The sequence below is a fragment of the Akkermansiaceae bacterium genome (assembly GCA_017798145.1).
Lineage (GTDB): Bacteria > Verrucomicrobiota > Verrucomicrobiia > Verrucomicrobiales > Akkermansiaceae > Luteolibacter.
Genome location: CP059069.1, coordinates 680,658 through 698,271, shown reverse-complemented (window position 1 = coordinate 698,271; position 17,614 = coordinate 680,658). Strand labels below are relative to the sequence as shown.

The window sequence follows — 17,614 nt, the reverse complement described above, 5'->3', positions numbered from 1 at the left end:
AGCGATGGCGGGATTCGCGATCGGAAAATTCGGCTTCCCACGCCATGGTGCCCCGTTCAATCTCGGCGCCGAGATGGCTGAAGGAAAAAACAACGAGACGATACCGGTTTTCAAGCCCCTGATAGGCCCGGAGGAGCTGGGAGCGGCGCGTGAATCCCTGGAGCAAGGTTGGCTCGGGATGGGTGCGAGTGTCGGTGCCTTCGAGGACGGGCTGGCGGAGTTCCTTGAGCTGCGAGACCGGCACGTGGTTGCCGTGAACACCGGCTACTCGGCATTGCACCTCGCGTTCCTTCTCGCCGATGTGGGGCCGGGCGATGAGGTCATCACGCCGTCGTTCAATAACATAGCGGATTTCCAGGCCATCCTCGCCACCGGGGCGAAACCGGTTTTCTGCGATATCCTCGACGAGACCTTGTGCATCGATGTCGCGAAGGCGGCGGAGCTTGTCACCCCCCGCACCAAGGCGATCGTGGCGATGGATTACGATTGCTGCCTTGCGGATCATGGGGCGGTTTCCGCTCTCGCAGCGAAACACGGCATACGGGTTGTTCACGACGCGGCTCATTCCTTCGGCTCGCACCTCAACGGCAAGAAAGTCGGCTCGTTCTCGGACCTGTGCATGTTCAGCTTCGATCCGGTCAAGACCATCACCACGATCGACGGTGGCGCCCTGGTGGTCAGGACGGAGGAGGAGGTTGCGAAAATGCACGAGATGCGCCTGATCGGGATGTCCCAGCCGGCGAAGGTCATGTATGGCAACCAGCGCGCATGGACGTATGATGTCAGCAGGATCGGTTACCGCTACCACATGGCGAACCTGCATGCCGCGATCGGCCTTTCGCAACTCAAGAAGATGCCGGAGATATCCCGGTCCAGGCAGGACGCCTGCAAGCTTTACAACGAATTGCTGGCCGGCGTGGAGCAAGTCCGCACGCCGCTATCCGACTTTGCGGAAGTCACCCCGTTCCTTTACTACATCCGAGTTGCGGCGGAGCACCGCCAGCCGCTCCGGGATCATCTCAAGGCGGAGGGCATCGATACGGGCATCCACTGGCAGCCCGGCCACTGGTTCAGCCTGCTTGCGGAAGAACGCCGGGGAGACCTGGGCGTGACGGACAAGGCCGGGCATGAGATCCTTTCGCTGCCGCTCCACTCCCTGATGCCCGACAGCGTGGTGGAAAGGGTTTGCGCCTCGATCAGCGGATATTTCGCAGGAAACCGGTGATCCCCGAAGCTTGTTGAACGCGAAGCCCGATCACCGATGAATCCCGATGACGCCTACAGCAAATCTTTCGCAGAGATCTATGACATCATCACCGGCCACAAGTGCTACGATCTCGAGGTGGCCGCGCTGACGGGTTACCTGCGGAGCCGCGTCGGGGGAGGTGCCGTGCGCCTGCTCGATCTCGGATGTGGCACGGGGACGCACGCGATCCGGCTTTCCCGGGAAGGCTTCGATGTCACCGGGATCGATATCTCCGGGGATATGATTTCCGTGGCGAAATCGAAGGAATCCGATGTCCGGTTCCACTGCGTGGATGCAAGGGATCTCGGAGAAGGGGATTTCCGGTGCGTGACCAGCCTTTTCAATGTGGTCAACTGCCTTCCAACGTATGATGAACTGCTGGCCTTTCTGCGGGCGGCCAGGGAGCGGATGGTGGATGGCGGGATCATTGTGGTGGAGGCATGGAATGCCGTTGCCGTGATCGCGGAGCCGCCCACGGTGGTCTGCCGCGAATACAGCTTTGAGGGAGGTCTCATACGCCGCGAGGTCACGCCGGAGTGCGACTTCATGAACCAGAGCATCACCCTCAGCTATTCCATTTCGGTGGATGGGGAGCCGGCCCGTCTCGTCCGTCATCCCATCACGCTGTTCATGCCATGGGAGATTGCGGGGGCGATGGCGGCGGCGGGTTTTTCCGATGTGGTAGTCCGCAGTGCGCTGCCCTCATTGCAGCAAGCCGGCAGCTCAGACCGGATGCTGGCGGTCACAGCGGTCGCTGCCGGTTAGCTGAAACTACTCCCCGCCCTCCGCCGTGGCATCCGAGGATTTGAGGAAACGGAACAAGTCCGAGTCCGTGGAGAGGACGAGGGTGGATTGTTTGCCGATGGTGTTGCGATACATCTCCATGGTCTTGATGAACTCGTAGAGCTCTGCGGCCTTGGGGTTCTGACCGTAGGCGCGGGCGTAGATCTGGGAGGCCTTCGCATCGGCCTGGCCCTTTATGGTCTGTACCTGCTTGTAGGCCTCGGAGGAGATGCCATTGAGGTCGCGCTCCTTGTCGCCGAAGATGCGGGCGGCCTCGCCCTCGCCTTCGGAGCGGAACTTGGAGGCGATCTGCTGGCGCTCGGAAATCATGCGTCCGTAGATTTTCGCGACGACATCCGGCTCGTAGTTGATGCGCTTGAAGCGTACGTCGAGCAACTCGATGCCGAGTTCCTCCAGCTTGCTCTTTGCGTCCGCCATGATCTCCTCCTCAAGGACGCTGCGGCCTTTGCGGATGCTGGGCAGGATGCCGATGCTGCCGGATTGGCCTTCGGTCATTTCCTCAAGGGTTTCGTCCTTGGCTGGCTTTCTTTCCTTGTCGGTGCGGACGACCTCGATGAGGTCGTGCTTTCCGATGATGCTGCGGGTGGCGGAACCGATGATGTCCTCGATGCGGGACTCAGCGGAGCGCTCGTTGCGGAGGCGGCGGAAGTATTCCAGCGGATCGGTGATGCGCCAGCGCCCGAAGCAGTCGATGGAGATGTAGAGCTTGTCCTTGGTGGGCATCTCGGTGCGGTTGCCATCCCATGGGAGAATGTTTTTTGGGATGCGGTTCACCACCTGGATGAAGGGGGTCTTGAAATGGATGCCCGGCTCGGTGATCGGATCGCCCTGGGGCTCGCCGAACTGGGTGATGATGACCTGCTCCGTCGGCGAGATGGTGTAGGAGCATATGTATAGGACGAAGACGATGGCGGCGATGGCCATGGCGACTAGGGTGATGATTGGCTTCTTCATGGATTTTCGATTTTCAATTCTTCAAATTCGCAATCTCATTTTTCACTGAGGTTGAGGAGGGGAAGGATGCCTTTGGCTTCCTCGTCGAGGATGATGGTCTTGCCGAGCTTGGGAAGGATCTCGGACATGGTTTCGAGATAGAGGCGGCGGCGGGTGATTTCCGGGGCGGCGGTGTACTCGACGAGAAGAGCCTCGAAGGAGGCGACATCGCCCTCGGCCTCGTTGACGCGCTTTTTCGCGTATCCCTCTGCGGCGGAGATCATGCGGTCGGCCTCACCGCGCGCGCGGGGGATCTCCTTGTTGTATTCGCCGTTGGCGACGTTGATCGCCGTTTCCTTGTCCTGCTGCGCCTGGTTGACCGCGTTGAAGGAGGACTGGACGGCGCGGGGTGGGTTCACATCCTTGAGTTGCACCTGCTCGATGCGCAGCCCCATGGTGTAGCCGACTGTGGCTTCCTGGAGTTTCTCGGAGGCTAGGGCTTCGATTTCCTGGCGCCCGACGGTGATGACCTCATCGACGGTGCGGTCGCCGACGATCTCACGCATGACGCTCTCGGAAAGGTCGCGCAGGGTGGCGTCAGGCTCGCGGACGGCGAAGAGGTATTGGATGGGATCGTCGATGCGGTATTGGACGACCCACTCGACCAGGGCGGCGTTGAGATCGCCGGTGACCATGGATTTCTCCAGTTCCTGCTCGCCGGGATCGGAATACTGCCACTGGTTGGTTGCTCCGTCTGTGCCGTATCCGAATTCCTGTTTGAGCTGGCGCTCCACCTCCACGATGAGGGCGCGGTCGATGCCGAAGGGCAGCTTGAAATGCAGGCCGGGGCCCTTCGTTTGCAACTGCGGCTTGCCGAAGCGGAGGACGACCGCCTGCGAGTCCGCCGAAACGGTGTAGAAGCTGCTGGTGATGCCGATGAGGAGGAGGATCGCCACGAAGGCGATGCGGATGACCGCGAAGTTGATGCTGATTTTCTGGGGCATGATTCTGTGTTTGGCAGAAGGCTAGGTCCCGTGCGGGTTCTTTGCGAGAAAACTCCGTGGGAAAATGTGCGCCGAGGAACGTCGGCTTGGTGGTTGACGACGGGTGCGGAGGGGGGCATGTGTATTGGCATGAAACGCCTGCTGCTTATTTTTGCCATGTCTGCGGGTATCCACGCCCAGGATGTGGAGACGCAGCCGGTGCCTCCCGAGGTCACGGCGGCTGCGGTGAAGGCGGTGGGGGAGCTTGGCCGGGAAGTGGTGCTCGGCAGGTATCAGGTTGCCATCGAGAGGATGTATCCCGTGTGGAAGGAAAGGAGTGCGAAGCGGATGGGAGGCATGGATAAGCTCCAGCAGCAGCTTGATGGTGTTGCGAAACAGATGCTCCAGCAGGGTATCTCGATCACGGATTTCAAGCCCTCCGGCCAGCCCAGGCCTTTCGAGGTTTATCCGGGGAAAACGGTGGAGGTGATCGACGGCGAGCAGGTTGAGAAGCTCCGCTTCACCAAGTGGCTGGTGCTGGTTCCCACAGTCACCAGATTCCGGGCGATGATCCAGGGCGATCCGGTGGCGGTGAACATCGAGAGCACCGGCTTCCAGGTGGCGATCTGCGACAAGGGCAAGGACGACTGGACCTTCATCGACGGCTCCGCTGTGACGGTGAACGAACTGCGCAGCCTTTTCATCACTTTGCCCCAGGATCTCGAACTTCCTCCTTTGGAAAAAAAACAGATCAGGTAAGGATAACGCGCATGGCGAAGGGCATGAAACATATCGGGGAGCGTGAACTCCATAAGAGGATGCTTGAAATGTGGAAGCGCGGGCAGAGCGATCTCTGCGAGGTGCGCGGTTCCACAATCCACGGCAGGGGCGTTTATGCCACGCGCGCCATCGCGCCCGAGGAAAAGATCATCGAATACGTCGGTGAGATCATTTCCAAGGAGGAGAGCGCGAAACGCGGCACCGCCCAGCACAAGCGCGCCATCGCCAGCGGTGATGCCGCCGTTTACATTTTCACCCTGACCAAGAAATACGACATCGACGGCAATGTTCCCTGGAACAACGCCCGGCTGATCAACCACTCCTGCGATCCGAACTGCGAGGCTTGGTCGAAGGGGAAAAGGATATTTATCCATGCCCTGCGCGACATCGCGGAGGGCGAGGAACTGACCTTCGATTACGGCTTCGACGTCGATTGCTACGAGGACCATCCGTGCCTCTGCGGAAAGGACGGCTGCGTCGGCTACATCGTCAGCCGCAGCCAATGGGAGATCCTCGACGAGAAGCTGGGGCGCGGGAAAATCTCGGAGAAAGCGAGCTGAGCCGTGGGTCTGATCCCCAGGGAAACGATTGAGCAGGTGCTGGCGGCGACGGACATCGTCGATCTGATCAACAGCTATATCCCGCTCAAGCGCGCGGGCACCAACTACAAGGCGAACTGCCCTTTCCACCATGAGAAAACCCCTTCGTTCAACGTCAGCGCGCAGAATCAGTTCTACCACTGCTTCGGTTGCGGCAAGAGCGGAAACGCGATCTCCTTCGTCATGGAGCACGAGGGGCTTCTCTTCATGGATGCGCTCAAGAAACTCGCCTCCAAGGCGGGCGTCCATCTCGATGAGGAGCCTGATGATCCAAACGCACGGGCGGCTAGGAAATCCCGTGGGAGACTGCTCGACCTCCACCGTGAGGCTTCCGCGTTTTTCCACGAGCAACTGAGGAAAAACCCGGACTGCCAGCACGCGCGGGACTACCTGAAAAGCCGCGGCTTCGGCCGCGAGATGGCGGAGCGCTGGGAGATCGGCTGGATGCCGGAGAATGCCAAGACCTTCCTCGATTGGGCCAGGGAGCGGAAATACACGGGCAAGGATCTCGTTGGCTCCGGCCTGGCCGCTCTCAAGGATGAGAGCAGGCCGGCGGCCGGGATTTATGTCAGATTCCGCGACAGGCTGATGTTTCCGATCAGAAACGAGGTCGGCGATGTGATCGCCTTTAGTGGCAGGCAGCTTCGCGAAGACCCGCGATCCGGGAAATACATCAACTCCCCGGAGACCGATATCTTCAAGAAATCGAATGTGCTCTTCGGGCTAAGCATGGCGAAAAAGGCGATCCTGAAAGAGAAGACCGTGATCATCTGTGAGGGGCAGATCGATGCGATCGCGTGCCATGAAAGCGGTGTCGAAAACGCAATCGCCTCTCAGGGGACGGCATTCACCCCGCATCAGGCGAGGATATTGAAACGCTACGCACAGACTGCCGCGTTGTGTTACGACGCGGATAGCGCTGGGATCAAGGCAAGCGAAGGGGCTTTCCGCGGTTTGGCGGCCGAGGGTCTGTCCGTTGTGATGGTGCAACTGCCCGCCGGGTACGATCCGGATTCATTCCTGAGGGAACATGGTGTTGACGGCTTCCGCAAGCTGGTGGGGGAGGCCACTGGTTTCTTTGATTTCAAGATTCAGGTTGCGCGGGCGGCTGGACGTTTGGAAACCGCAGAGGGCAGGGCTCAGATGGCGCGTGAATGCACGGAATTGCTCGCCGCGATGGGAGACCATGCCGCGCGCGACCAGCAAATCAATGTGGTGGCCAGCATGCTCGGCCTCGGCTCAGCGACCTTGCGGGAGGGCATAGGCGCCGCGGTCAGGAAGTCGAAAACCCAGTCGCAGAGGCCGGTGCGTGGGCAGGACGCGGAGGAAGAGGTGACCGTCGCGCCCGTACCGCTGGATCGCACCGTCGGCTACCTCTGTCACCTCGGGCTGACATCCGCCCCGGCGCAGCATTTCCTCGGCGAGCAGTTCGAGACCCTCCACGAGGCAAAGGCATGGGTGGAGGGTGTCGGGCTGCTGGAAAAGATCCTCGCCGCATCGCCAGATCCGGGTTCGAGCGCCGCAGTGAACGCCTTCATCTCAGGGCTGCGGAAAAGCGAACAGATGGCGCTCAACAAACTCATGGGCGCAGGCGATGTCACCCCGGCGGACGGCTTGCAGGCGGCGGAGCAATCGCTCGGGATGCTCTCCGCCGTAGTCCTCCAGAAGCGCGATGCCGCCGTGAAAGCCGCCCTCAACGAACCGGGCATATCACCGGAGCGGATGAAGGAACTCCTTGAGGAGGCCAAGGAAATCGCCGGCCTGCTCCGATGGACAGGCCGCTCCCTCTACGATGACGAACTTCCTCAGGAAACGATCAAGGCGGAGAAAAAGCCTTGGGAGAAATGGAAGAAGTGAAGTGCCCTCACCGAAACCGGGATCTTATCCCAGGTTGAAGCGTATCGACCTCACTTTCGCTTTCCCGAAGCGTTCCTGGATGGTTTTCAGGAGCTGGGGTTTGAGTTGTTCCAGATGAAAGCGCATCGCCGGTTGGGTGACGCGGAGGACCAGGTGGCCGTCCTTTACGGATGCGGGCTGCGTGTTCGCGCCGATGAACTCGCCCGCGATCTCCTTCCATGCGGATTTCAGCTCATCTTCATTCAGCCCGTCCGCAAAAAACTGGGACTTCAGGATGGAGTCCACCCATGCGCCTGCCTGGCTGATGTTCGCACCAAGATTGTCCGGCTTGTCGCAGCCGAGCCATTCGCGCATCAGATCCTCGTGTATCCCCGCCCGGCGCGTTGGTTTTTTTCTCCGTGGCGAGGCCATGGGGTTCACTCGTCCCCGTCTTCGCCGATGGCCTCGACCGGGCAGCCTTCCATGGCTTCCTTGCATTGCTCGAGCTCCTCGTCGGTCTCCGGTTGCTTGAAAACGTAGGAGTATCCCTCGTCCTCCGCCCGCGTGAAATTCGCCGGTGCGGTCTCACGGCAGAGATCGCAGTCGATGCATTGGCTATCGACATAAAATTTCCCGCCGACGTTCTCTTCGTTCCTATCTTCCTTGTCTGCCATGGTGCTTGGTTTTCTCGCCCCCTTGGATGAATGGGCGGGGGGCTTCTTGCAACTTCAAATTACCGAATCCTTGCCAGCAGCCAAGGAAGCAATTCATCCACAGGAATGCGCTCCTGCTGCATGGAATCCCGGTGGCGGAGGGTGACGGTGCCTTTCAGGGATGGATCTTCCTCTCCGAGGGTCTCGAAATCGACGGTGATGCAGAACGGCGTGCCGACCTCGTCCTGGCGCCGGTAGCGGCGGCCTACGGCTCCGCTGTCGTCGTAGAACACGTTCATCCACGGCCGGAGTGACTTCTGGATCTCCCGGCAGATGCGGACCTGGTCCTCGTTCTTTTTCAGAAGGGGGAAAATTGCGACCTTGATCGGCGCCATCGAGGGCATGAAGCGCATGACCGTGCGGACATCGCTCTTGCCGTCGCTGCCGAGTTCCTCCTCGTCGAAGGCCTCACAGATGAGAGCCAGCACCGTGCGGTCGCAGCCAGCGGATGGCTCCACCACATGCGGGAGGAAACGCTCCTTGGTCTCCTCGTCGAAATACTCAAGCGGCCTCCCGGAGCCCTTCGCGTGGACGCCGAGGTCGTAATCCGTGCGGTAGGCCACGCCTTCCAGTTCCTGGATGCCGAAGGGGAACTCGTATTCGATGTCGTAGGTTTTCTTCGAGTAGAACGCGCGGTCGCCGTCCGGGACATCCAGGATGTGGAGCTTGGCGCGCGGGATGCCGATTTCCTCGTAGAAGCAAAGGCGGGTTTCCAACCACTCATCGGTGAGGCGCATGCCGTCCTCCGGGCGGCAGAAGTACTCGATCTCCATCTGCTCGAACTCGCGGGAGCGGAAGGTGAAGTTCCGCGGGTTGATCTCGTTGCGGAATGATTTCCCGACCTGCGCGATGCCGAAGGGCAGTTTCACGCGGTTCGAATCGAGCACGTTCTTGTATTGGCAGAAAATCGACTGGGCGGTCTCCGGACGTAGGTAGGCGATCTGCTCTCCGGTGGCTCCGAAGTTCGTTTGGAGCATGAGGTTGAACTCGCGGGGCTCGGTCAGCTCGCATTTCGGCGAAGCCCCCGGGCAGACGCTTGGTTTTTCCTTGCACTGGAAGGTATCGAGACTGTCCGCGCGGAAGCGCCCCTTGCAGGTCTTGCAGTCCACCATCGGATCGCTGAACCCACCGATATGGCCGGAAGACTGGAGCACCTGCTCCATGGTCAGGATCGATCCATCCATGCCAAGCACGTCGTCGCGCTCCTGCACGGTCTTGCGCCACCAGTAGTCCTTTAGGTTGCGCTTAAGTTCCGCGCCGAGCGGGCCGTAGTCCCAGCAGCCGTTGAGTCCCCCGTAGAGTTCGCCCGCCTGGAAAATGAAGCCCCTGCGCTTGCAGAGCGATACGATCTTCTCCATCCGCACCGGGTCCGTTACATCCTTGTTTGCCATAAAATCGATCCCGCGCTCGGGGGCGCGGATAAGAACACAGGCCACTGGAGGGGGCAACATCAATTCAGCGCCCTCTGGTTCCCACCCGGATCGCTGCGGCGAACCCAGCGCCCCCGAGGGAGAACTTGAATCCGCCGCAGCCCATCCGCTAACCACGGGAATAACGCAATTTGAAGCGTTTTCCGTGCCACCAACTTCAAAACTCTAAACTTTAAACCCTAAACCTCAAAGCTGAGCAAATTACCCGAATTCCATACGTCACAGCCCGAGTCTTCAACCGATCACTGTTTACTGATCACTCGCCACTCCTCGAAGTTTAGAGTTCCAAGTTTCCGGGACTTTGTCCATTTTGCGCGCCCGACCATGACCGCCGCCGAGATCCGCACATCCTTCCTCGATTTCTTCCGTGAGAAACAGCACACCATCGTGCCCTCGGCCTCCCTCATGCCGCAGTCGCCGGGTCTCCTTTTCACCAACGCGGGCATGAACCAGTTCGTGCCCTATTTCCTCGGTACGGAGAAAGCGCCTTACAGCCCTCCACGCGCCGCCGACACGCAGAAATGCATCCGCGCCGGCGGCAAGCACAACGACCTCGAGGATGTCGGCTACGACACCTACCACCACACCTTCTTCGAGATGCTGGGGAACTGGTCCTTCGGCGATTATTTCAAGAAGGAAGCCATCGCGTGGGGCTGGGAACTCATCGTCGAGCGCTGGGGCGTGCCTGCGCAACGGCTTTATGCCACCGTGTACTCACCCTCCGAGGGCGATCCGTCTTCCTTCGATCAGGAGGCCTACGATCTCTGGGCGGAGCTGTTCAAAAGCAAAGGCCTCGATCCCTCCATCCACATCGTAAACGGCAACGTGAAGGACAACTTCTGGATGATGGGCGAGACCGGCCCTTGCGGCCCCTGCTCCGAACTACATGTGGATCTCACCCCGGACGGCGACTCCGGCGGGAAACTCGTCAACCAGGACTCCGACCTCTGCATCGAGATCTGGAACCTCGTCTTCATCCAATACAACGCCGAGGCGGATGGCACCTTCCGCGAGCTGCCATCCAAACACGTCGACACCGGCATGGGCTTCGAACGCGCCTGCTCGATCATCCAGAACACGAAAGGCCTGACCGACTTCTCCCGAAAGCCCACCAACTACGCCACCGACGTATTCCAGCCCATTTTCCGGAAACTGGAAGAGCTCAGCGGAAAGACCTACTCGGACATCTACCCGGAGCCTGGCGCGGATCGCGCGGCGTTCTCCGAGGAAATGAAGACCGCCGTCGCCTTCCGGGTCATCGCAGATCACCTGCGTACTCTCTCATTCTCCGTTGCCGACGGAATCATGCCCGGCAACAACGGCCGCAACTACGTGCTGCGCCGCATCCTCCGCCGTGCCGTCCGCTACGGGAGGCAACTCGGGTTCTCCGGGGAGAAACCGTTTTTCGGGAATCTTGTGGAGGCGCTCGTCGAGCAGATGGGAACTGTGTTCCCGGAGCTGAGAACCCGTGCCCAAGCAGTCCGGGCGACCTTGGAAAATGAGGAGGCGAGTTTCAACCAGACGCTTGACCGGGGGCTGAAGCGCTTTGAGGACGAGGTTGCCGGAATTGTCGCCGGCGAGCTTTCCGGCGATGTCGCTTTCCAGCTCTACGATACCTTCGGTTTTCCCATCGATCTCACTGAGCTTCTCTGTGCCGAGCGTGGATTGAAGCTCGACCTGATGCGTTTCGAGAAACTGATGCAGAATCAGCGGAAAATGGCGCAGGCCGCCCAGAAATCCACCGTCGTCCGCGCACTCGACATTTCCTCTGAGTCCGTCACCGAATTCGTCGGATTCGAGAACGACGAGACCGATGCCACCATTCTCGAAATCCATCCCCAGGACGACTCCCTGTTCGTCATCACCGACAAGACGGTCTTCTTCGCGGAGATGGGCGGCCAGAGCGGGGATACGGGTACACTGGTTTCCGGTGGGGACATTCACCGTGTTTTGGGAACCCAGCAGATCGGCAGGGCACGTGCGCATATCATCGAGAAATGTGATGTCTCGGTCGGCGACAGGGTTTCCCTGAATCTCGACGTCAGCCGCCGCCGTCACATCGAGGCCCACCACTCCGCAACCCACCTCCTTCACTGGGCTTTGCACGAGGTCGTTTCCTCGGATGCAGCCCAACAGGGATCCTCGGTCGATGAACACCGCCTCCGTTTCGATTTCAACAGCGCCGCCCTCACTCCCCAACAGGTTTCCGAGATGGAGGAGATGGTCAACGGTGCGATCAAGCAGGGGATGCAGGTTTCCTGGACGGAGGTGAAACACGCCGACATCAAGCACCGCACCGACATCATGCAGTTCTTCGGCGACAAGTACGGGGACACGGTCCGCGTCGTGCAGATCGGCGGCCATGCCGACCAACTCAATGGCCCGTCGATGGAGCTTTGCGGCGGCACCCATGTCCGCAACACCAGCGAGATCGGGCTTTTCAAGATCAAGTCCGAGGGGGCCATCGCCGCCGGAGTCCGCCGCATCGAGGCGGTCTGCGGGGATGCCGCATGGGCGCTGATCCGCGACAATATCGAAAGGTGGGATAGCGAACTCAAGGCAGCCACCGAGAAGCTCAAGGCGGCCAACGCGAAGCTGGCCGAACTCGGCGAAGAGCCTCTCACCGTCAACGAATTCCCCCACATCATGGGAGCGATGCTCGTCGAGCGCGCCGACATTTCCCAGATCAACGCCACCTTCGAGCGTGGCATGCGCACGCTTGAGGAAACGCAGGAGGCAGCGATCGAAGCGGAAAAACGGATCAAGAAAATCCAGTCCGCCCAGTCCGCCGCACTCGCCGATGAAGCGCTTTCCGAACTCATCGAAAAGGGTGATCCGATCGTCGAGAGTTTCGAGTCCGATGCATCGCTCCTCCAGGAGCTGCAGAACGGGCTGAAGAAACGGAACTTCGACGGCCCGGCGCTTCTGATCGTCGATGACGGTGAGAAGCTCCACCTCGCCGTGCATTGTGGTGCGGACGCCCTCGCGAAAGGAATGAAAGCCGGAGACATCCTTCGCGAGCTTGCCGCGATCGGTGGTGGGAAAGGCGGCGGCAAACCCGACCAGGCACGCGGAGCCGCTCCGGATCGTGGCAGGCTACGGGATATCAAGGCCGCCATGTCCGCCAAAACCGGGGCATAGCCTCCCTGTCAGCCGCTGACAACCCATCGTTTCGGAGGCTTGACCGGCAGCCGGTTTCCTCCTTCGATATTTACGTGCCCGCAAAGCTCATTTTCCCAGAGGGGGAGCCAAGCCGTCCGCGCCTGCGCCTGAGAGGCATCCCAGCTAGGGGGAGAGCCGCGCGATTGCGGCAGGCGGATCTGCGAGCTGGGGAAGCGCGCCGCTGGGAGGCCTGGATGCGGGTCATGCTGATCTGTGGCACCCTTTACGCAGGCTTCTGGTTCCAGTTTGTGATTGGTTTTCTGTACAACATGCCCGCTTTGCACACCCTCAGCGGGGGATTGTGGTATGCGCCGGATTTCATGTTTTACCTTAGGACGCCCGGTTGTTTCCCGTTTTCGACCGCAGGCAATTTCGTATTCTACTCAACCCTCGGATCGGCGTTGGCGGCATTCTTCGGCTGGATGTCCACCCGCAATGTGGCCGGAAAATGGCGGATGCGCCTTGCCGTGACCCTGTTCATTGCGATCCCCCTCGGCTGGAGCATCGCCGCATACCGGGCAGAGGAAGCCGCCTGGGCCGATGGCCTGGATGGGCGGATCGCCCAAACCCGGCAGATGTGGCGATGGTCGGCCGAAATGGATGATGATGAAATCCGGCTCAGGCGTTACCGGCTTGAGGTGGAGCGCTTGGAAAAGATCCGCGAAACCCGCGAGTGGGTGGCTCCCAAAACCTTGTGGTAATGTCGCGCTGGCTCCTCACGGTGTCCGGTTCACGGGGATTTTTTCGCGGGTGAAACGGACGGAAACCTGGTATTCATCGCCCACGCGGGAAGTGCCCAGCATCACGGAGCCGCCGCTCTCGATGTTCCAGAGGTGGCTGGCGAGCATCTGCCCTTCCGCAAGTTTTGTCGAAGCCGGGAAACCTGCGTCCTGCAAGGCCTTGCCATGGATGGGGCCGATGAGCTCGACAAGCTGCGCCCAGCATGGCTTCAGCGTGGAGTCGTATTGCGCGGCAGGCTTGCCCTCGGTCTGGAGGGTGATTTCCTTCAGCCCGCCGCCCTCGTCCCAATCGAAAAATAGGTAGCAGAAAAGCCCGCCGATCTCGTGCCTGGTGCGGAAAATCCCGTTCAGCCCGGTACGCCCGAAAAAAGTCCCCGCCACCGCCGTCTCCACCATCTTGCTCGCCTTGAGCTTTTCCGTGACGCTGTCCCGGCTGTCGCCGAATTTCAGCGTGTCAAAGACGGCGTCCGGATCCGGCACCGGGTCGCCGCCATCCGCCGGGTGGTTGGCATTCACCCAGCGCTGGTCTTCGTGGTGAAGGAGGGTCAGCTTGATCTCCAGTTTCCTGCCATCGCTGCGCAAGAGGCTCACCGTATCCTTGCCCCTGGAGACGAATTCCGCCTCAAAGGATTTTGTCCCATCAGGGTTCGTCCATGTCCTCGTCTCGGCGGCCAATAGGGAGGCTGCGAGGAGAAGATGCGTGGGGATGATGCGTTTCATGGGGTATGGCATGGGCTTTGGCTTGTCCGCAGGAGTTTTTTAGGGTAGAAAATTGCCAGCAAGAAGCCATTACTTAACGGATGCTACAGAATTTCCTTGGAAACAAATTGCCCTTCGCCGCAGCGCTCCTGGTATCCCAGGCACCGCTGGCCGGGCAGGGTATCCAGGAAGGGGCGCCACGGGTCGTCATCCCCACAGGCAGCCGCCCTATCTCACCACCGAGGCCTGTCACCCCTTCCTCGAGGGCGCTCTATCCCTGGAAAACCTACATCACGGCCACGATTTTCTGGTGCGGCGAGCAGCCTACCGCGCGCAACCCGACCCCGAATTGCAAATCCTCATGGGATACCCGGTGGGCGGAAAACTTCGGGGGATACGACAACCCGGATCCGGAAAAGCGCATCGCCAACCACGCCACAGGCGAGTTCCGGCCCAAGGATTTCATCCCTAAGCTCAACCCATTTTACGTAGCCCTTCCCTACAACGACGTCCTTGGCTGGAACAGCCACAAGCCCGAGGCGGCAAAAGTCATCCCGTGGTTTTCCAGGATGAACCCCGCGCCGGGGAAAACCGTCCTCAAAGGCCGCTGGGTACAGATCTACGTCAACAAGAGGAGTTGCTACGCCCAATGGGAGGACTGCGGCCCATGGGTCACGGACGATTGGGCCTACGTCTTTGGCAACAAGGCTCCGAAGACCAGCCAGAACCAGGCGGCCGGCATCGATCTCTCACCATCAATCCGCGATTACCTCGGCGTGAAATCCGGCGAGAAAGTCCATTGGCGTTTTGTCGAGGAAGGCCAGGTGCCCTACGGTCCCTGGAAAAAATACGGGCAGCAGCCGGTAGGCATCGCGTCATCCGGCACCGCGCCTGCGAGAGACGGGAAAAGCCTGGAGGCACAGCAAAGGTATCTGGAATATCTCCGGAAGCTGCGCGATGAGCAATATCTCAAAAAACCGCTGAGCGAACTCTGAGCCCGAATGTTCCCTGCCGGCCGCACAGGGCGTCAGCGTGTCGCGATCACCTGCGAGGTGAAGCCTTTCAGGTAGGACGTTTCCGGGATGGTGATGAGGACGGGGTGGTCGGGGCGCTGGGTATGCTCGGCGACGAGTCGGAGGGATTTCTTGGCATCAACGGAGGCGTCGGCGAGGTTTTCGAGGAAGAGCTCGCGGGAGGCGTGGTGGGAGCAGCAGAAGGTGGAGAGCAGGCCGTCCTTTTCCAATAGCTTGAGGGCGCGGAGGTGGATCTCCTTGTAGCCGCGCATGGCGTCCATGAGGGTCTTCTTGTTCTTCGTGAAGCTCGGCGGATCGAGGATGATCAGGTCGTATTCCGGTTTCGCGGATTTCAGGAAATCGAAGACGTTCGCCTCGGTGACCTCGATACCTAGGTTGTTCAGTTCGGCATTTTTGCGCGCGGCGGCGCAGGCAGAGCCGGAGATATCGACGGCGGTGACTTTCGCCGCACCGGCTTTCGCACAGGCGAGCGCGAAGCCGCCCTGGTTGGCGAAACAATCCAGGACGCGGAGACCTTTGGAGAGCTTCGCGACCTCGGCATGCGCCTGGAACTGGTCGAGGTAGAGCCCGGTCTTCTGGCCGTCGATGAGGTCGATCTCGTAGGTGATCCCGTTCGTGGAAACCATGAACGGGCCGGGGTTTTCGCCGTGAAGGATCTCGATGGATTGCTCCATGCCCTCCGCCTTGCGGGAGGGGGAGTCGTTGCGCAGGACGATGGATACCGGCGAAAGCAATTCCACGAGTGCATCGCGGATGAGTTCTTTGCGCATGTCCATGGCAAGGGTGGTGGTCTGGACACAGAGGTGGTCGCCGTAGCGATCGACGATCAGGCCTGGGATGCCATCGGACTCGGACCAGACAAGGCGGGCGAGCGTGGGGTCAATGCCGGGGAGGTCTTCACGCAGGGCGATGGCCTGCCGGATGCGGCGGGTGAAGAAGTCGAGATCGAGATCCTGGCGGCGGCGGGAGAAGCGGCGGGCGACGATCTGGGAGGCGGGGTTGAAGATCGCGGAGCCGAGCGGGCGGTCGCGGAAATCCTTGAGCGTGATCACATCGCCGGGCTGCGGGTTTCCGAAGGATTTCTTGATCTCTGTTGCGTAAACCCATTCGTGGCCGTGGAAGATACGGGCACGGGGGGCGATGATGAGGCCGGGCATGGCGTAACTCTAAATTCTAAACTCCAAACTCCAAGGAAGAAGAATTCACGGCCGGGCCGCTCGCTCTTTTTTGGGGTTTGCAGTTTAGATTTTAAGGCTTCCCGAAGATCAGCAGGTGTTGCCACGGCAGGCCGGGCTTGTTTTCGAGGAAGGTGAAGCCCAGGGCTTCGAATTCCTTGCGGGCCTGAGCTTCGGACATCTTGTGGAGGGGTTTGATGGGAACTTCGGGGTCTTCGGCGCGGTATTCGAGAAGGTAAATTTTGCCGCCGGGTTTCAGGGCTTTGTGGAGGGATTGCAGCATCTCGGCGGGGTGGGAGAACTCGTGGTAGGCATCGACCATGAGGGCGGCATCGAGGGTGTGCGCGGGAAGCTTGATGTCGTCGATGGCACCAAGGTGGGGTTCGACGTTGGTGATGGACAGGCGTTCGGACTCGAACCTGAGGTAGCGGAGCATCTCCGGCTGGATGTCGACGGCGATGACCTTTCCCTCCGGGATGAGCGGGGCGATGCGGTAGCTGTAGTAGCCGGAGCCCGCGCCGATGTCCGCGATGACGGTGTCCGGTGCGAGATCGAGCATGGCGATGGCCTTGGAGGGGGCTTCCTCCTTTTCCCGGTCGGTGCGCTCCAGCCAGCCGATGCCGGGGTGGCCCATGACGTGGGAGATTTCGCGGCCCATGAAGATTTTCCCGATGCCGTCGGGGGAGGGTGGGGCGGTGGTGTAGGGCGGGAGCGGAGAAGAGGGCGGGGTGGGGAGAGTGGGAGAGGGGGGGAGTTTTTTCGTGACCTCGTTGCGGACGAGGATGAGGGGGATGAGGAGTAGCCCGAGCAGGATGAGGGGGATGAGGATGAGGTAGCGCGATTTCATGCGAAGATGGGCTGTCCGGGTTTTTGGCTTGGAGGTTGACCGGGTGGGCGGCTGTGTTTAGGGTAAAAGAAGAATCGCCGTGGAGCAACGGCGCATGTTGCGTGTCAATCGTTTGTCCAATCAAAGTCGGGAAGTTCGAAGGTTTCAGTTGGATTCGTTGCGAGGGCAAGGGTTCGTTCCTGAACAGCCCGGCTGTGAAGGAATTCGGCGAGGCGAGGATCAGCCGGGGGGAGGCGTGCCTGGTGGTTGACCTCGAGGCCTGCACGGGTATGGACTCTACCTTCATGGGGACGCTGGCGGGGCTGGCGAACCGGATTTCCGAAAAGGACGGGGTGCTGCAGGTGGCGGATCCGGGCGAGCGGAACCGCAGCTCGCTCGAGGATCTGGGACTCGATTTCCTGATGGAGATCGATCCCAAGGATGCTGGGTGGAAAGATGTGGCGGATAAGGCAAGGGATCTGCTCAAGCCGAAGGTGGCGGGCATGAAAGCGGGTACGGAATTGCACACGCGGCACATCCTAGAGGCACACGAGGTTCTCTCCGATGCGAACGAAGGGAACAGGCGGAAGTTTTCCGGAGTGGTGGAGACATTGGGCGAGCAGCTTGGCGGTAAGCCGGAGGCCAGGCATTGAA

The 17,614-nt window shown here is 60.4% G+C and carries 17 protein-coding genes; 9 read left to right on the top strand and 8 right to left on the bottom strand.

The genetic code is table 11. From position 1 onward, the window contains the following. Positions 1-73 precede the first annotated feature (73 nt). Both HZ994_02945 and HZ994_02940 read left to right on the top strand, forming a co-directional pair. Positions 74-1,225, top strand: coding sequence for a DegT/DnrJ/EryC1/StrS family aminotransferase (locus tag HZ994_02945; protein ID QTN31327.1), 1,152 nt, complete (start codon positions 74-76; stop codon positions 1,223-1,225). A gap of 36 nt (positions 1,226-1,261) precedes the next feature. After that, positions 1,262-2,011 carry a methyltransferase domain-containing protein gene (locus HZ994_02940; protein QTN31326.1) on the top strand — a complete coding sequence of 250 codons (750 nt, stop codon included), beginning with the start codon at positions 1,262-1,264 and terminating at the stop codon, positions 2,009-2,011. Positions 2,012-2,017: 6 nt separating this feature from the next. On the opposite strand, the gene hflC is transcribed toward HZ994_02940, so the two are convergent. Next, entirely contained in the window at positions 2,018-3,004 is a 987-nt protein-coding gene (gene hflC / locus HZ994_02935) for a protease modulator HflC (GenBank protein QTN31325.1), read from the bottom strand. 35 nt (positions 3,005-3,039) lie between these two features. Then, the gene (gene hflK, locus HZ994_02930) at positions 3,040-3,987 is read right to left on the bottom strand and encodes an FtsH protease activity modulator HflK (protein QTN31324.1); all 948 of its coding nucleotides are present in this window, start codon (positions 3,985-3,987) and stop codon (positions 3,040-3,042) included. 129 nt (positions 3,988-4,116) lie between these two features. On the opposite strand from hflK, the gene HZ994_02925 reads away from it, so the two are divergent. From HZ994_02925 to dnaG, 3 genes are read left to right on the top strand one after another with little or no spacing between them, the layout of a single operon-like run. Beyond that, positions 4,117-4,725 (top strand): hypothetical protein, encoded by a 609-nt coding sequence (locus HZ994_02925; GenBank protein QTN31323.1) that lies wholly within the window; start codon positions 4,117-4,119, stop codon positions 4,723-4,725. An 11-nt stretch (positions 4,726-4,736) separates the two neighbouring features. After that, complete coding sequence (locus tag HZ994_02920) at positions 4,737-5,306, top strand: SET domain-containing protein-lysine N-methyltransferase (protein QTN31322.1); 570 nt, start codon at positions 4,737-4,739, stop codon at positions 5,304-5,306. A 3-nt stretch (positions 5,307-5,309) separates the two neighbouring features. Further along, entirely contained in the window at positions 5,310-7,202 is a 1,893-nt protein-coding gene (gene dnaG / locus HZ994_02915; GenBank protein ID QTN31321.1) for a DNA primase, read from the top strand. A gap of 24 nt (positions 7,203-7,226) precedes the next feature. Here dnaG and HZ994_02910 read toward each other — a convergent pair whose 3' ends face one another. The 3 genes from HZ994_02910 to HZ994_02900 all read right to left on the bottom strand — a co-directional run bounded on the left by HZ994_02910 (position 7,227) and on the right by HZ994_02900 (position 9,285). Continuing rightward, the gene (locus HZ994_02910; protein QTN31320.1) at positions 7,227-7,556 is read right to left on the bottom strand and encodes a DUF721 domain-containing protein; all 330 of its coding nucleotides are present in this window, start codon (positions 7,554-7,556) and stop codon (positions 7,227-7,229) included. A 62-nt stretch (positions 7,557-7,618) separates the two neighbouring features. Then, positions 7,619-7,855: a ferredoxin gene (locus tag HZ994_02905; GenBank protein ID QTN31319.1), complete on the bottom strand. Its 237-nt coding sequence runs from the start codon at positions 7,853-7,855 to the stop codon at positions 7,619-7,621. Between the two features lie 59 nt (positions 7,856-7,914). Further along, entirely contained in the window at positions 7,915-9,285 is a 1,371-nt protein-coding gene (locus HZ994_02900; GenBank protein QTN31318.1) for a glycine--tRNA ligase, read from the bottom strand. Positions 9,286-9,648: 363 nt separating this feature from the next. Between HZ994_02900 and alaS the strand changes: the two genes are divergently transcribed. Together alaS and HZ994_02890 are read left to right on the top strand one after the other, a co-directional pair. Then, positions 9,649-12,465: an alanine--tRNA ligase gene (gene alaS, locus HZ994_02895; GenBank protein ID QTN31317.1), complete on the top strand. Its 2,817-nt coding sequence runs from the start codon at positions 9,649-9,651 to the stop codon at positions 12,463-12,465. 290 nt (positions 12,466-12,755) lie between these two features. Further along, positions 12,756-13,187, top strand: coding sequence for a hypothetical protein (locus HZ994_02890; protein QTN31316.1), 432 nt, complete (start codon positions 12,756-12,758; stop codon positions 13,185-13,187). A 15-nt stretch (positions 13,188-13,202) separates the two neighbouring features. Here the strand turns inward: HZ994_02890 and HZ994_02885 are convergent, their stop codons facing one another. Further along, entirely contained in the window at positions 13,203-13,946 is a 744-nt protein-coding gene (locus HZ994_02885) for a hypothetical protein (protein QTN31315.1), read from the bottom strand. A gap of 209 nt (positions 13,947-14,155) precedes the next feature. On the opposite strand from HZ994_02885, the gene HZ994_02880 reads away from it, so the two are divergent. After that, positions 14,156-14,920, top strand: a complete 765-nt coding sequence (locus HZ994_02880; GenBank protein QTN34301.1) for a hypothetical protein — start codon at positions 14,156-14,158, stop codon at positions 14,918-14,920. Between the two features lie 32 nt (positions 14,921-14,952). Here the strand turns inward: HZ994_02880 and HZ994_02875 are convergent, their stop codons facing one another. Together HZ994_02875 and HZ994_02870 are read right to left on the bottom strand one after the other, a co-directional pair. Then, the gene (locus HZ994_02875) at positions 14,953-16,116 is read right to left on the bottom strand and encodes a class I SAM-dependent rRNA methyltransferase (protein ID QTN31314.1); all 1,164 of its coding nucleotides are present in this window, start codon (positions 16,114-16,116) and stop codon (positions 14,953-14,955) included. 91 nt (positions 16,117-16,207) lie between these two features. Next, complete coding sequence (locus HZ994_02870; GenBank protein ID QTN31313.1) at positions 16,208-16,981, bottom strand: class I SAM-dependent methyltransferase; 774 nt, start codon at positions 16,979-16,981, stop codon at positions 16,208-16,210. 101 nt (positions 16,982-17,082) lie between these two features. On the opposite strand from HZ994_02870, the gene HZ994_02865 reads away from it, so the two are divergent. Next, positions 17,083-17,613 carry an STAS domain-containing protein gene (locus HZ994_02865; protein QTN31312.1) on the top strand — a complete coding sequence of 177 codons (531 nt, stop codon included), beginning with the start codon at positions 17,083-17,085 and terminating at the stop codon, positions 17,611-17,613. The last annotated feature ends 1 nt before the right edge of the window (position 17,614 follow it).